We start from the raw sequence: 12,377 nt of genomic DNA, 5'->3' as shown, positions 1-12,377 counted from the left end.
TTATTTATCGTTTGCTGTGTATTATTCACTTATTGGTGCTATGTTTTAGTAGTTACACTGGGTGGCGATAAAGATAAAGACTACTATTCTCCAACAGAAGGAAAACATCCTTATTACGATCCTAAGATCTATAAAAAAGAAGGTTAATTAATTGGTTATATAGTAAAAAACCGATCAAACAATTTGTCTGATCGGTTTTTTTATTAACGATTAAAATTAGTCATGAATCGGAAGCACTAATACCGGAACAGGTGAGCTTTTGGTTAAGCCTTTCGTTAAACTTCCCACAAAAACATCGTAGATTCCGCTTCTTCCATGGGAGCCCATTACAATATAATCGGCATTTTTAGCCCTCGCATATTCAAGAATAATGTCTTTGGCAATGCCCTGCTTCAAAAGGTGCTCACAATCTATATCATGAGCCAGTATTCTTTGCTCAATCTTATTAAGCTGAATAAGCTCTTCCCTGATCTCATTTTCTTCCACCTCAGGGAAATACTGAAAACCCATATCGCCTATGGCAAAGCCTATATCTGAAGGAGCCACATGGATAAGAAAAATCTTGCCATTAAGCTGTTTGGCAAATTTCACAGCACCGTCTACAAGCTGTTCTGTTTTGTCCCCAAAATCTACGGGTAATACAATATTGATCATAGCCTTTCATTTTTGTTATTTAAAGTTAATAAAAAAATGCCAGATCTTATGTTAAATAACTTATAATATCTTTATTAATTCTCGTAGCAAAATTAATGAAGCCATACATAGATAATGAAAGACTTTTAGAAAATTTCTATTTCATAATTTTATATCTTCATAAAAGTAAATTGACTAACCGTATAACACATGATACAAAAATTCTTCGGATTTATTAGTCTTCATCTTGGGGAAGAAGACAGGCAGAGAGTATTAGAAAATGTGAGTGACGATATCTCTTTCCGCGGGTCCAATCTTTGGATACTGGCGTGTGCTATTGTTATTGCTTCTGTAGGACTTAATGTAAACTCTACAGCGGTTATTATCGGGGCAATGCTGATATCTCCTTTAATGGGACCGATCGTAGGCGCAGGTTTTGCCTTAGGGACTTATAATTTCCAACTGCTTAAAAGATCCATGAAAAATCTGTTGATCGCTACCATAGTAAGCTTGTTGGTTTCTTTTGTTTATTTTTCCCTGAGCCCCTTTAAAGAAACCCAATCTGAGCTTCTTGCCCGTACTGCCCCGAATATTTATGACGTCCTTATTGCTTTTTTTGGAGGATTGGTGGGAGTGATAGCTATTACAAGAGTGAAAAAGGGAAACCCCATTCCCGGGGTTGCTATTGCAACAGCTTTAATGCCTCCTCTGTGTACGGCGGGATATGGTTTGGCTGTTGGTAACTGGATGTTTTTTTTCGGTGCCTTTTATCTGTATACGATCAACTGCTTTTTCATCTGCATCGCAACATTCCTGATTATTAAATACCTTAAATATCAGCCTGCAGAGCTGGTTGATAAAAAATATGAAACACAAATACGATATGGCATTACGGCTCTGATTATCATTATGATTGTTCCAAGCTTTTACCTGGCTTATAATTTATTAAATGAAAAGAAATTTAACCAGCATATTGATCAGTTTGTCAATACGGAATTTTCCCAGAAAGGATATACCGTTATTTATAAAAAAGTGAACTATAATTCTTCACCCAAAACCATAGAACTGGCTTTTTTATCCAAGAAATTTGGTGCTGAGGAATTAAAGGCATTGAATCAAAAGCTTAAGGATTTTGGTATTCCGGATACCAAATTGGTTATTAGACAGGATGCAACAGATATAAAATCTGAAATTTTAAATGAGATTGGACAGCAAAACAATATGCTATCGGAAAAAGACATTACGATAAATGAACTAAGCCAGAAAGTGGAAAAATATACTATAAGAGATTCCGGCCTTGTGAAAGAGATGAATATTCTTTTTCCGGAGTTTGATAATATTTCTATGGGCAAAATAACCAATAATCCCAATACGGATAGTGCGAATGTAAGCAGTATTATTTTATACCGGTCAGAAAAAGAAGATAAGGACCAGGAGGAAAAACTGAAAAACTGGATCTCACAAAAGCTCTCTGATAAAAATGTTAAGATTATACGTCAGTAATAACAAAATATAAAAAGAAGCAGCATCAATTCTGATGCTGCTTCTTTATTCTTGTAATCTGGTTATTTTTTAATGGTTTTAATTGTTTTTACAGTTCCGTCATTCATTTTCAGAGTAAGTAAATATAATCCTTGTTTTAAATCGCCCAAATAGAGTGATGATGAAGGTTTCTCAATGGTTTTAATTAATTTTCCGGAAGCATCCAGAACAGTTACTGATTTTACATCGGATACATCAGAAATAGTAAGCATCTCATGGAATGGATTGGGAGATACTTTAATTTTGTTTTTATTTTCAGCAACCTCATGAGTAGATAATGCACTGGTGTCGTATGCTGAAATTTGGAATTCACCATTACCTACACCCGAATCATATTTCCATGCACTTACATATAAGGTCGCACCCGGGGTTTGTCCTGTTAAGGTAATGAGTGAGAAAACTCCTGTTCCACTATCATCATCACAACCAATCTGCGTTAAGGAACCACAAGTTCCACTATAAACCGTAACTACGGTATCATCATATTGAGAGCCGGAAACTCCCTGTGTTTCTATCGTTAAGTTTCCGCTGGCAGGAACTATAACTGTATACCATACGTTTTCAACTGCGTCTGAACTACAGGAAGGAATAGTGCCATCGGTAGAAGCTCCTAAATTAGTGGAAGTAATTGCCCCTGAAGCAAAATTCGTTCCCACTGTTAATGATACTGCCTGTGCACAATTATCATTTGTAGCCGGAATAGGGTCAAATGCCGAAATTTGGAATTCACCACTGTCGATGGTCGAATCATATTTCCAGACACTAATGTATAAGGTCGTGCCTGGAGTTTGCCCGGTTAAAGAAAGTAGTGAAAATGCTCCCTGACCTCCATCATCATCACAGTCAATTTCCGTTAAGGTTCCACAGGATCCGGTATAAACAGTAAGTACGGAATCATCAAACAAAGAAGTGGAAACTTCTCTTGTTTCAATCTTTAGTTTTCCACTTGCCGGAACAACCACTTTAAACCAGACGTTTTCAGCTGCGTTAGAATCACATGATGCAGAAGTACCATCTGTGGTGGCACCCACATTAGTGGATGTGATGGCTCCAGAAGCAAAGGTTGTTCCTACAGTTAATGTAGTAGCTCCTGAACAATTGTCATTTTGGGCATTCATAAAAATTGCCGTCAGAAATGACAAGCAAAACAATAGGTTTTTTCTCATATTAGAATATTTTAGGTAATCTAAATGTATGAATATCAGTGTGAATAAAAAAATTATTTACCATATTATTATATTGTATTAAATTTTTACGGATATTATCCTAAATGGTAAAACATAAAAAATGCGGCAAAAAATGCCGCAGTATATTTTTTACAGAGTAATTTGTACTATAAAATTACAATATCCTGATATCAAGTACTTTTTCTTCTTCAAGGAAAGCTTCCAGAATATCATTTTCGTTGACTTTTCCAACTCCTTTAGGAGTTCCGGTGAAAATAAGATCACCCACTCTTAAGGTGAAATATTGGGAAGCAAAAGCAATGATGTCATCAAAAGTAAACATCATATCCTTTGTATTGCCGTCCTGGACTTTATTTTTATTCTGCAACAATGAAAACTGAAGATTTTCAAGGGAATAATTTCCCTTTTGAAAGAAATTGCCTACCACTGCAGATCCATCGAAGCCTTTTGCCAGTTCCCAGGGTAAACCTTTGGCTTTAAGGTCGCTTTGAAGATCTCTCGCAGTGAAATCAATTCCCAGTGCGATCTCTTCATAATGTTTGTGCGCAGACTCTTTCTGAATATATTTTCCGCCTTTTGAGATCTTCAGAACAACTTCAAGTTCATAATGAATGTCGTTGGAAAATTCAGGAATATAAAAATCATTTCCCTTTAAAACGGCTGTGTCAGGCTTCATGAAGATCACAGGGTTTTCAGGAATTTCATTTCCTAATTCTTTAGCATGCTCACTGTAATTTCTTCCTATGCAGATAATTTTCATAATTTCTGAGATTTAAGTTCCTAATGTTTAAATTCATTTCCACAGTAATAGCAATGGTAGAGATTTTTAGGGACATTTAAAGGGATTCCTAAAATCAGGATACCCAGTCCGAAACCTCCCCCGGGTTTTTCATCTCTGTAAATATGATTGGAGCCGCATTTTGGGCAGACAAAATCAAACTCCGGGTTCTCGATGGTATGTTCTACTTCTAATGAAAATTGTTCGTTGTCTTTATACTCCTGTAATATAAGTTTAGCCTTCTCCAGGTCCTCTTCAAAAACCTGCAGTTGAATTCCTCCTACAGCCTGTGACAGCAACCAATCCGATTGAATGAGCTGCTCATTCGCAATAAAGCTGTTCACACCGCTTTCAGCCAGGATTTGCTTGTCCCTGTTAGCTTCAAGGGCGTTTTCGTAAAATTTCAGGCGAACCAGGTTTGGCATTTCTTAAAATTTAGAAGACAGTTGAATTTTAGTAAATATTTTCTTGGTATATAATGGGAATTCGGCATTTTGCAGCCATCCGAAGTACCCGAGGTCTTTCTGGAAGACGGTTTTCACGCATTGTCCCTTGTACTTTCCGAAATTGAAAACTTCCTCCATATTTTCATTGTAACCAATAAAACCTGCCAAATCTGCATTTTTATTGTGGGTGGTAAATTCGCTTAATGAAGGAATGTCTTTCGGGATATCATCATATTTGCCGATCTGGGCGTCCAGAACTTCAAAAGTAGCCATCACGTCGGCTTCTGCAGAGTGTGCATTTTCAAGAGTTTTTCCACAGTAAAACTGGTAAGCAGCACTCAGATTTCTGGGTTCTTTCTTATGGAAAATAGTCTGTGCATCTATCAGCTTGAATTTGCTTAGGTCAAAGTCAATACCCGCTCTTAAAAGTTCTTCCGCCAAAACAGGAACGTCAAATCTGTTGGAATTGAACCCTCCTAAATCTGTACCGGAAATCATCTCCATAACTTTAGGGGCAATCGCTTTGAAGGTTGGAGCTTCTTTCACATCTTCGTCATAGATTCCATGAATATGGCTGGATTCCAAGGGAATAGGCATTTCAGGATTTACACGCCATGTTTTGCTTTCACGGGATGCATCCGGATTTACTTTTAAAACACAGATCTCAACAATCCGGTCTTTTCCGATATTGGTTCCGGTAGTTTCTAAATCAAAAATGCAAAGTGGTTTATGGAGTTTTAAATTCATTTTTTTAGTTATAAATTATAAGTTATGAATTATGAGTTGTTGGATAGGTTGAAATAGATAACTTATCACGTATGGCTCTTAACTCATCGCTCATTGAAGTTGTTTTTGAAATAATAAGGATACGATCATATAATAGATAATCACCAGCGGAATTCCAACTGTTTTGAAGATCAGTAAAATAATAATGGAACCAATCAATAAAGCAAGCTTAGGATAATTGTCCTGTAACCTCATAGATTTGAACTTCATTGCAATCATTTTGATCGGACTGATCAGCAACCAAGATGAGACCACCGTCAATCCTAATAAAATGCTGATATTGTTAAATAAAAATTCAAAATTTTGATTTTCTTTAAAGGCATAGTACAATCCGAAGATCAGTACGGTGTTGGAAGGGGTATTTAATCCCTTAAAATAATATTTCTGATCTTCATCCAGGTTAAAAATAGCCAGTCTTAAGCAGGAAAAAGCACTGATCAGGAAGCCTAAATAACAGTACCACGGGTAATCGGACGAATTTTGAGTTAAGGCAACAAACATGGTCAGGCCGGGAATAAAGCCGAAACTTACCATATCTGCCAAAGAATCCAGCTGAACTCCTAAATTGGAATTAGACTTTAACGCCCTTGCTACAAACCCGTCAAAAAAGTCCAGAACCAATGATAAAATGATACAGATTGCCGTCGTCTGATAATCAGCCAAAACAAGATGTACCGCCCCTACACAGCCAGAAAATAAATTCCCCAGGGTAAACATATTGGCAAGATTATTTTTAATGAAATTCATGACAACAAAAGTAAAGAATAGAATTTACATTTCAGGATTACTTATATTTGCATTTATGAAAAATTTAAGCGTATTAGAGAAAATAATTGCTGTTGTTCTCTTGTTGACAGTTATATATGCCATTTATGTATTCTTTACGGATAGTTCTTTTTTTGACAGGCTGGTGGAAGAAGACGGCTTTTATGAGAACCTGACATCCATATTTTTGTTTTTCACAAGTTTTACATTAATCTTTAAATTTTTTAAATACCAGAAATATTACGGAATATTTTGGAAAGCAGGAGTATTGCTGATGGCTTTGGGTATGTTCTTTGGTGGGGGAGAAGAAATTTCCTGGGGACAAAGGATATTTGATGTACAGTCTTCAGAGTTCTTTAAAGAAAATAATGCGCAGCAGGAAACGAACATTCATAACATGGTCGTAGGAGATGTGAAACTGAATAAGCTGATTTTTTCCAACCTGATGTCTATCTGTTTTGGAATTTACTTTCTGATATTACCACTTTTATGGAATAAATCCGTAAAAATGAAGAAGCTGATTGATACATTCGGGATTTCTGTGGCAAGACCAATTCATCTTTATATCTTTGTGATCATTACGATATTAATATTAGTGCCCATTGATCATGCAAGGAAATGGGAAATCTGGGAATATGCTTTTGCTCTGATTATGTTCCTGATTGTGCACAATCCGCTGAACACCAAGGAAATTTTTTCTAAAGAAAATCTATCATAAAACAAAAAGCGCTGATTCAATCAGCGCTTTTTGTTTTACTTTTCAACCTTATAAACGTAATGGATTTTTCTCTCCGAATAGTTTTTAGAATCCGAGCCTTCTTCGTTGTCATCAAAAGTTCCTATATAAGTTACTTTTCCTAAAGTCTCCAGGCTCTTTATAAATTCAGCACTATTGGAGTTCATGGCCACATAAAATACTCTTTCTTTCGGGAACGTTTTCGGGTCTTCAAACTTGATCTCCGGAATGGCTTCCTGGTAGCTGAACCATACTTCCGGAGAATATTCGGCATAACTGTACATTCTGGTGTTCTCTTTCTGAACTTGGCTTCTCATTGTAGCTAAACTTTTGAAACTTTTATTACTGTTAAGTAAGGTATCCAGAACAGGGATTCCGAAAATTCCTGTGCTTACCATCAGAAAAACCACCGTGTAAAATGCCTTTTCAAAATGGATCTTTCCGTAAATAAAATAAAATAATCCAATAGCAGCAATAAGAGCACAAACAGAAAATAAAACTGCGTAAATATTAATATTCAAAGGCAGGAAATAGATCCCTGTTGCAATTGCCAATGCAGCTACCGCAAGAATTGTGAATATGGTTTTATTAAGGTTGAGTTCCCATTTTTTTAAATTAAATTGCTGGAACAGGTAATGCAGATAATATCCTGTTGTTGCAGCCAAAGGTACCATCATCGGAAAAAGATAGCGTTCCTTTTTAGAGGGGATCAAAGACAAAAAGACCAACGAAAAAACAGTCCAATAGAAGAAAAGCATATAGATTTTCGGTTGTTCTGTTCTCTTTTTAATCATGGGGAAAATAAGCCCGATCACACTGTATAAAATCCATACTCCTGTCTGTACCGGGAAGCTTAAATATCTCGTGAAAGGTTTTACGTCCCTGTTTCCTCTTGCGGTTGCTTCTTTTTCCATAATGGCTAAGAAGGTTTCTGAATCGGCAAGGTAAATATAAATATACCACGAAAACCCGATAAGAACGGTAATAACGGCACATAAAATAATTCCACGGATCTCTTTCCATTTCGGCCATCCGAATAAGATGATATATCCAAGATAAAAAGGCGCAAGCAATACATAAGGTCCTGTAGGTCCTTTGCTTAATACGGAAAATCCAAACAAGATTCCTGCAACGAGGTAATTGGGAATAGTTTTGATGTCCTTTAATGCCAGAATGAAATAATACATCCCGATTACCATAAAACTATAGCTATAAATATCCCAGTTAGCCCTTCTTCCTACATATATCACCAGGAAATTAGTGATAAGAACCAATGAAGAAATAAAAGCAAGACGCAAATTATTGCTCAGGAAATGAACGATTTTATAAAAGTAAATCACCAGCAAAAAACAAGATAAAGCGGCAGGGAACCTCAATGCAGCGATATTCTGGAAGGAAAAAATTTCTCCCATCCATGCACTCAGCCACGTAGGCAAAGGAGGTTTTTCATATCGGGGAAGCTGATTCATGGTCGTGAAGATCCAATGTCCGTCGTCGGCCATTTCCCTTGCGGAAACAAAGTTCCTGGCTTCCATAATATCCACATACAATTTTCCTAAATGGGCAAAAAGCAAAATAGCGCTTACAGCCAGAAGCAAATAATACAGAGACCGCTGCTGAATTTTCATAACCTGGATAATTTGTGCAAAGATATTTAAAAGCTTCAATATCTTCATGTAATCTGAAATTTCGATTATCTTTGCAAATATTTTTACATCTATGAATGCAGACAAGTTTTATTCGGTTGTAGTGCCGCTTTACAATGAGGAAGAAAATGCTCCGTTGCTTATTTCCGCTATTGAAAGCGTACTGAAAAACTATCGCTATGAACTCATCCTGGTTGATGATTTTTCAACGGATAAAACGGTAAAGGTGATCAGAGATATCGCTGCTCCGAATGTGGTTTTAATAGAATTGAAGAAAAATTACGGGCAAAGCTCTGCATTGATGGCCGGAATCGATTATGCCACCGGAGATTATATCATTACCATGGATGGAGATATGCAGAATGATCCGACTGATATCCCGATGATGGTCAATAAGCTGGATGAAGATGGTGCGGATCTTGTTATTGGAAAACGTCAGAAACGCCAGGATAATCTTTTAAGGACTTTCCCTTCCAAAGTAGCTAATTTCATTATCAGAAGAACAACCAAATTAAATGTAAAGGATCATGGTTGTGCCCTGAAAGTTTTCACCAACGAAACAGCCAAAAACCTGGACTTATATGGCGAATCCCACAGATTTATTACCCTTCATGCCCATATTAACGGAGCCCGAATCTCGGAAGTTCCGGTAAAGCACCATGCAAGACAGTTCGGGGTGTCCAAATATGGGATCGGAAGAACCACCAAAGTGATTAATGATCTGATTCTTTTGCTTTTTAATCAGAAGTATCTTCAGAAGCCGATCTATCTGTTCGGAAACATCGGAATTGTTGCATTTGCTCTAGGGATGTTAATTAATGTATATCTTCTTATTGTTAAAATATTAGGACATTCTATCGGCGGAAGACCTCTATTGATCTTAGGAATTCTGCTGGTTTTTGTTGGGATTCAGCTTTTCACTACGGGGATCATCATAGATCTGTTGATGAAAACCTATTATGAGTCTCAGAAGAAGCGTCCGTTCAATATCAGAAAAATTTCCACTTTTTGAAAAAATTCAAAAAAATAGCGGTCACATCCCTGAAAATTGGCATTAGTTTGCTATTGCTGTATTTTGTTTTCAGGAAAGTACCTTTTTCAGATGTCTGGAAACTGATTAAAACATGTAATTATTATTTTTTACTATCAGCCTTAGCTGCATTTGTTGTATCCCAGGTAATTTCTTCACAAAGACTGCTGGCTTATTTCCACGCCAGCCAGTTTCTTATTCACAGAGTGGATAATCTGAAGCTGTATCTGATAGGAATGTTTTATAATTTCTTTATTCCCGGTGGAATAGGAGGAGATGCTTATAAAGTATATGTTTTGAATAAGCAATTTAGCTGGAGTGCCAAGAAATTGACAAAATCTGTACTTTGCGACAGGCTTTCCGGACTATTGGCTATCGTTGTGTTGATAGAATCTCTTGCGTTTCCCTTACTTTCCGGATATTTCAAGCTCTTGATTATTCCTGCGGTTGTAGTGACGATACTTATGAGCAGAATATTTTTCATGAAATTTTTCCCTGAATTTAAAAGAGTTTTTTATAAAACCCTATTGTATTCCTTAGGTGTTCAGATATGTCAATTGCTATCCATTTATTTCATTCTCAATTCATTTGCCCAGATTGAAGATGTTTGGATTTATTTTGTTGTTTTCCTGATCAGTGCTGTGTTAAGCGTAATTTCTTTTTCCGGAATCGGGGTCAGAGAATGGCTGTTCATGAAAGCAGCCCAGTATTTTACGTTTAATGCAGATATATCTGTTTCTACTGCAATGTTGTTTTCCTTTATTACGGCAGTGGTAGCCTTGGTTGGAATTGGTTTTCAGCTAAGGAAGTTCACCATTCGTCTTCAATAACATTTTATCCGTTTAATCTGTGTTTAATCTTTAAATTTGGTATATGTATTGCAATATATGCCTAGGATAATAAAAGTTTTTGTTTGTTTGAAATTAATTTATATTTTTAGCAATAGATAGACAACAAAAATATTTTATTGAAATTAAATAGATAAGAAATATGAAAAAATTATTATTAACATTTGTGCTTTCATTATTTGGAGTAATGTCTTTTGCTCAGATTGAAGGAAAGTGGAAAACAATAGATGATGAAACCAAACAACCGAAATCTATTGTGGAAATTTATAAAAAGTCAGATGGTAAGTATTATGGAAAAGTTTCCCAATTGCTTATAAAGCCGGCAAACCCTAATTGCGTGGAATGTAAAGATGACAGAAAAAACAAACCGATCCAGGGGCTGGAAATCATCAGAGGGCTGAAAAAAGACGGGGATGAATTCAGTGGAGGAACCATTACAGACCCTAAAACAGGTAAAACCTATAAATGTACTATTACAAGAAAAGGGGACCAGCTGAATGTAAGAGGATATGTAGGAGTATCTCTTCTGGGAAGAACCCAAACCTGGCTTAAAGTAAACTAATCAGGTTGACATAAAATTAATAAACGGCATTTCATGCAAATGAGATGTCGTTTTTGCTATGTGAATAATAAAAAAATGTTATTTTTGTACTCTAATTTTTCAAAAAAATATGGCAGAATATACTTTTCGTGAGGTAATTGCACAGGCAATGAGCGAGGAAATGCGTAAAGACGAATCCATTTACTTAATGGGGGAAGAGGTTGCAGAATATAACGGTGCATACAAAGCTTCAAAAGGAATGCTGGATGAGTTCGGTGCTAAAAGAGTAATCGATACACCCATTGCTGAACTTGGTTTCGCCGGAATTTCCGTAGGAGCTGCAATGAATGGAAACAGGCCGATTGTTGAATTTATGACCTTCAATTTCTCTCTGGTAGGAATTGATCAGATTATCAATAACGCGGCAAAAATCCGCCAGATGAGTGGAGGACAGTGGAATTGCCCGATCGTATTCCGTGGGCCTACTGCTTCTGCAGGACAATTAGGAGCTACCCACTCTCAGGCTTTTGAAAGCTGGTACGCCAACTGCCCGGGATTAAAAGTAGTGGTTCCTTCCAACCCTTACGATGCCAAAGGATTATTAAAAACTGCTATTCAGGATAACGATCCGGTGATCTTCATGGAATCTGAGCAGATGTATGGAGACAAAATGGAGATCCCTGAAGAAGAATACTATATCCCACTAGGAAAAGCAGATATCAAAAAAGAAGGTAAGGATGTTACCTTAGTGTCTTTTGGAAAAATCATGAAGCTGGCTATTCAGGCGGCAGAAGATTTAGCTAAAGAAGGTATTTCTGTAGAAGTAATTGACTTAAGAACAGTTCGTCCTTTAGATTTTGATACAGTTTTAGCTTCTGTTAAAAAAACAAACAGATTAGTTATTTTAGAAGAAGCCTGGCCATTTGCCTCTATCTCTTCTGAAATCACGTATATGGTACAGCAAAAAGCATTCGATTATTTAGATGCTCCTATCAAGAGAATTACCACTCCTGATGCACCTGCACCTTATTCTGCTGCATTATTTGCAGAATGGTTCCCTAAGCTTGAAAAAGTGAAAGAGGAAATCAAAAAAGCGATGTACGTTAAATAATTATAGAAAAAAACTTCCGAAAGGAAGTTTTTTCATTTATTATATTCATGAAGAAAAATGCCGAGGGATATAAATTTAATTTAAATTTGCGCTTTTAAAATTTAAAATTGCTGATATGGCAGAAGTTACAGAAGGAGGTCACCACTTTGATCTTAAAAAGCTTTCATTCGTTGGAGTTATTGTATCATTAGGAATCGTATTTGGTGATATCGGTACCTCGCCGCTTTACGTAATGAAGGCAATCGTAAATGCTCGAAAAGAAGGTGCTACAATGCCTTTCGATGAATACATTGAAGGAGCTTTGTCCTGTATTATCTGGACGTTAACC

The 12,377-nt window shown here is 36.5% G+C and carries 14 protein-coding genes; 7 read left to right on the top strand and 7 right to left on the bottom strand.

The genetic code is table 11. From position 1 onward, the window contains the following. Nucleotides 1-216: 216 nt before the first annotated feature. Nucleotides 217-654: a universal stress protein gene (locus ACGHIN_RS14875; protein WP_390455192.1), complete on the bottom strand. Its 438-nt coding sequence runs from the start codon at nucleotides 652-654 to the stop codon at nucleotides 217-219. 189 nt (nucleotides 655-843) lie between these two features. Between ACGHIN_RS14875 and ACGHIN_RS14870 the strand changes: the two genes are divergently transcribed. Next, nucleotides 844-2,136 carry a DUF389 domain-containing protein gene (locus tag ACGHIN_RS14870; RefSeq protein WP_390455189.1) on the top strand — a complete coding sequence of 431 codons (1,293 nt, stop codon included), beginning with the start codon at nucleotides 844-846 and terminating at the stop codon, nucleotides 2,134-2,136. A 62-nt stretch (nucleotides 2,137-2,198) separates the two neighbouring features. On the opposite strand, the gene ACGHIN_RS14865 is transcribed toward ACGHIN_RS14870, so the two are convergent. The 5 genes from ACGHIN_RS14865 to ACGHIN_RS14845 form a co-directional block, all read right to left on the bottom strand. Next, entirely contained in the window at nucleotides 2,199-3,341 is a 1,143-nt protein-coding gene (locus ACGHIN_RS14865) for a T9SS type A sorting domain-containing protein (RefSeq protein WP_390455186.1), read from the bottom strand. Nucleotides 3,342-3,516: 175 nt separating this feature from the next. Continuing rightward, a complete protein-coding gene (locus tag ACGHIN_RS14860) occupies nucleotides 3,517-4,122 on the bottom strand; it encodes a fumarylacetoacetate hydrolase family protein (protein WP_390455184.1) in 606 nt (201 codons plus the stop codon). A gap of 20 nt (nucleotides 4,123-4,142) precedes the next feature. Continuing rightward, nucleotides 4,143-4,565 (bottom strand): putative signal transducing protein, encoded by a 423-nt coding sequence (locus ACGHIN_RS14855; RefSeq protein ID WP_390455181.1) that lies wholly within the window; start codon nucleotides 4,563-4,565, stop codon nucleotides 4,143-4,145. A gap of 3 nt (nucleotides 4,566-4,568) precedes the next feature. Further along, nucleotides 4,569-5,333 carry an exonuclease domain-containing protein gene (locus ACGHIN_RS14850; protein ID WP_390455178.1) on the bottom strand — a complete coding sequence of 255 codons (765 nt, stop codon included), beginning with the start codon at nucleotides 5,331-5,333 and terminating at the stop codon, nucleotides 4,569-4,571. Between the two features lie 90 nt (nucleotides 5,334-5,423). Further along, the gene (locus ACGHIN_RS14845; RefSeq protein WP_390455175.1) at nucleotides 5,424-6,119 is read right to left on the bottom strand and encodes a CDP-alcohol phosphatidyltransferase family protein; all 696 of its coding nucleotides are present in this window, start codon (nucleotides 6,117-6,119) and stop codon (nucleotides 5,424-5,426) included. 55 nt (nucleotides 6,120-6,174) lie between these two features. On the opposite strand from ACGHIN_RS14845, the gene ACGHIN_RS14840 reads away from it, so the two are divergent. Continuing rightward, nucleotides 6,175-6,855, top strand: coding sequence for a hypothetical protein (locus ACGHIN_RS14840; RefSeq protein ID WP_390455172.1), 681 nt, complete (start codon nucleotides 6,175-6,177; stop codon nucleotides 6,853-6,855). A gap of 35 nt (nucleotides 6,856-6,890) precedes the next feature. On the opposite strand, the gene ACGHIN_RS14835 is transcribed toward ACGHIN_RS14840, so the two are convergent. Then, the gene (locus tag ACGHIN_RS14835; protein WP_390455169.1) at nucleotides 6,891-8,501 is read right to left on the bottom strand and encodes an ArnT family glycosyltransferase; all 1,611 of its coding nucleotides are present in this window, start codon (nucleotides 8,499-8,501) and stop codon (nucleotides 6,891-6,893) included. Nucleotides 8,502-8,592: 91 nt separating this feature from the next. On the opposite strand from ACGHIN_RS14835, the gene ACGHIN_RS14830 reads away from it, so the two are divergent. The 5 genes from ACGHIN_RS14830 to ACGHIN_RS14810 all read left to right on the top strand — a co-directional run. Further along, the gene (locus tag ACGHIN_RS14830) at nucleotides 8,593-9,531 is read left to right on the top strand and encodes a glycosyltransferase family 2 protein (RefSeq protein WP_390455166.1); all 939 of its coding nucleotides are present in this window, start codon (nucleotides 8,593-8,595) and stop codon (nucleotides 9,529-9,531) included. Continuing rightward, complete coding sequence (locus ACGHIN_RS14825) at nucleotides 9,528-10,379, top strand: lysylphosphatidylglycerol synthase transmembrane domain-containing protein (protein ID WP_390455163.1); 852 nt, start codon at nucleotides 9,528-9,530, stop codon at nucleotides 10,377-10,379. The genes ACGHIN_RS14830 and ACGHIN_RS14825 overlap by 4 nt, the downstream gene beginning before the upstream one ends. Nucleotides 10,380-10,539: 160 nt before the next feature. Further along, on the top strand, nucleotides 10,540-10,959 hold the full coding sequence (locus ACGHIN_RS14820) for a DUF2147 domain-containing protein (protein WP_390455160.1): 420 nt from the start codon (nucleotides 10,540-10,542) through the stop codon (nucleotides 10,957-10,959). Between the two features lie 109 nt (nucleotides 10,960-11,068). Continuing rightward, nucleotides 11,069-12,049, top strand: coding sequence for a pyruvate dehydrogenase complex E1 component subunit beta (locus ACGHIN_RS14815; protein ID WP_390455157.1), 981 nt, complete (start codon nucleotides 11,069-11,071; stop codon nucleotides 12,047-12,049). A gap of 115 nt (nucleotides 12,050-12,164) precedes the next feature. Further along, the coding region (locus ACGHIN_RS14810) for a KUP/HAK/KT family potassium transporter (protein WP_390455154.1) at nucleotides 12,165-12,377 on the top strand (213 nt) is incomplete at its 3' end.

It is taken from the genome of Chryseobacterium barbadense, assembly GCF_042849955.1.
Lineage (GTDB): Bacteria > Bacteroidota > Bacteroidia > Flavobacteriales > Weeksellaceae > Chryseobacterium.
Note: the sequence above shows the minus strand (reverse complement) of the source record. Positions and strands in the feature narration are given on the sequence as shown.

Coding starts and splice junctions, on each gene's coding strand:
- ACGHIN_RS14835 (WP_390455169.1), bottom strand. CDS start 8,501: ATGAAAATTCAGCAGCGGTCTCTGTATTATTTGCTTCTGGCTGTAAGC.
- ACGHIN_RS14845 (WP_390455175.1), bottom strand. CDS start 6,119: ATGAATTTCATTAAAAATAATCTTGCCAATATGTTTACCCTGGGGAAT.
- ACGHIN_RS14865 (WP_390455186.1), bottom strand. CDS start 3,341: ATGAGAAAAAACCTATTGTTTTGCTTGTCATTTCTGACGGCAATTTTT.
- ACGHIN_RS14840 (WP_390455172.1), top strand. CDS start 6,175: ATGAAAAATTTAAGCGTATTAGAGAAAATAATTGCTGTTGTTCTCTTG.
- ACGHIN_RS14875 (WP_390455192.1), bottom strand. CDS start 654: ATGATCAATATTGTATTACCCGTAGATTTTGGGGACAAAACAGAACAG.
- ACGHIN_RS14830 (WP_390455166.1), top strand. CDS start 8,593: ATGAATGCAGACAAGTTTTATTCGGTTGTAGTGCCGCTTTACAATGAG.
- ACGHIN_RS14815 (WP_390455157.1), top strand. CDS start 11,069: ATGGCAGAATATACTTTTCGTGAGGTAATTGCACAGGCAATGAGCGAG.
- ACGHIN_RS14820 (WP_390455160.1), top strand. CDS start 10,540: ATGAAAAAATTATTATTAACATTTGTGCTTTCATTATTTGGAGTAATG.
- ACGHIN_RS14870 (WP_390455189.1), top strand. CDS start 844: ATGATACAAAAATTCTTCGGATTTATTAGTCTTCATCTTGGGGAAGAA.
- ACGHIN_RS14855 (WP_390455181.1), bottom strand. CDS start 4,565: ATGCCAAACCTGGTTCGCCTGAAATTTTACGAAAACGCCCTTGAAGCT.
- ACGHIN_RS14860 (WP_390455184.1), bottom strand. CDS start 4,122: ATGAAAATTATCTGCATAGGAAGAAATTACAGTGAGCATGCTAAAGAA.
- ACGHIN_RS14850 (WP_390455178.1), bottom strand. CDS start 5,333: ATGAATTTAAAACTCCATAAACCACTTTGCATTTTTGATTTAGAAACT.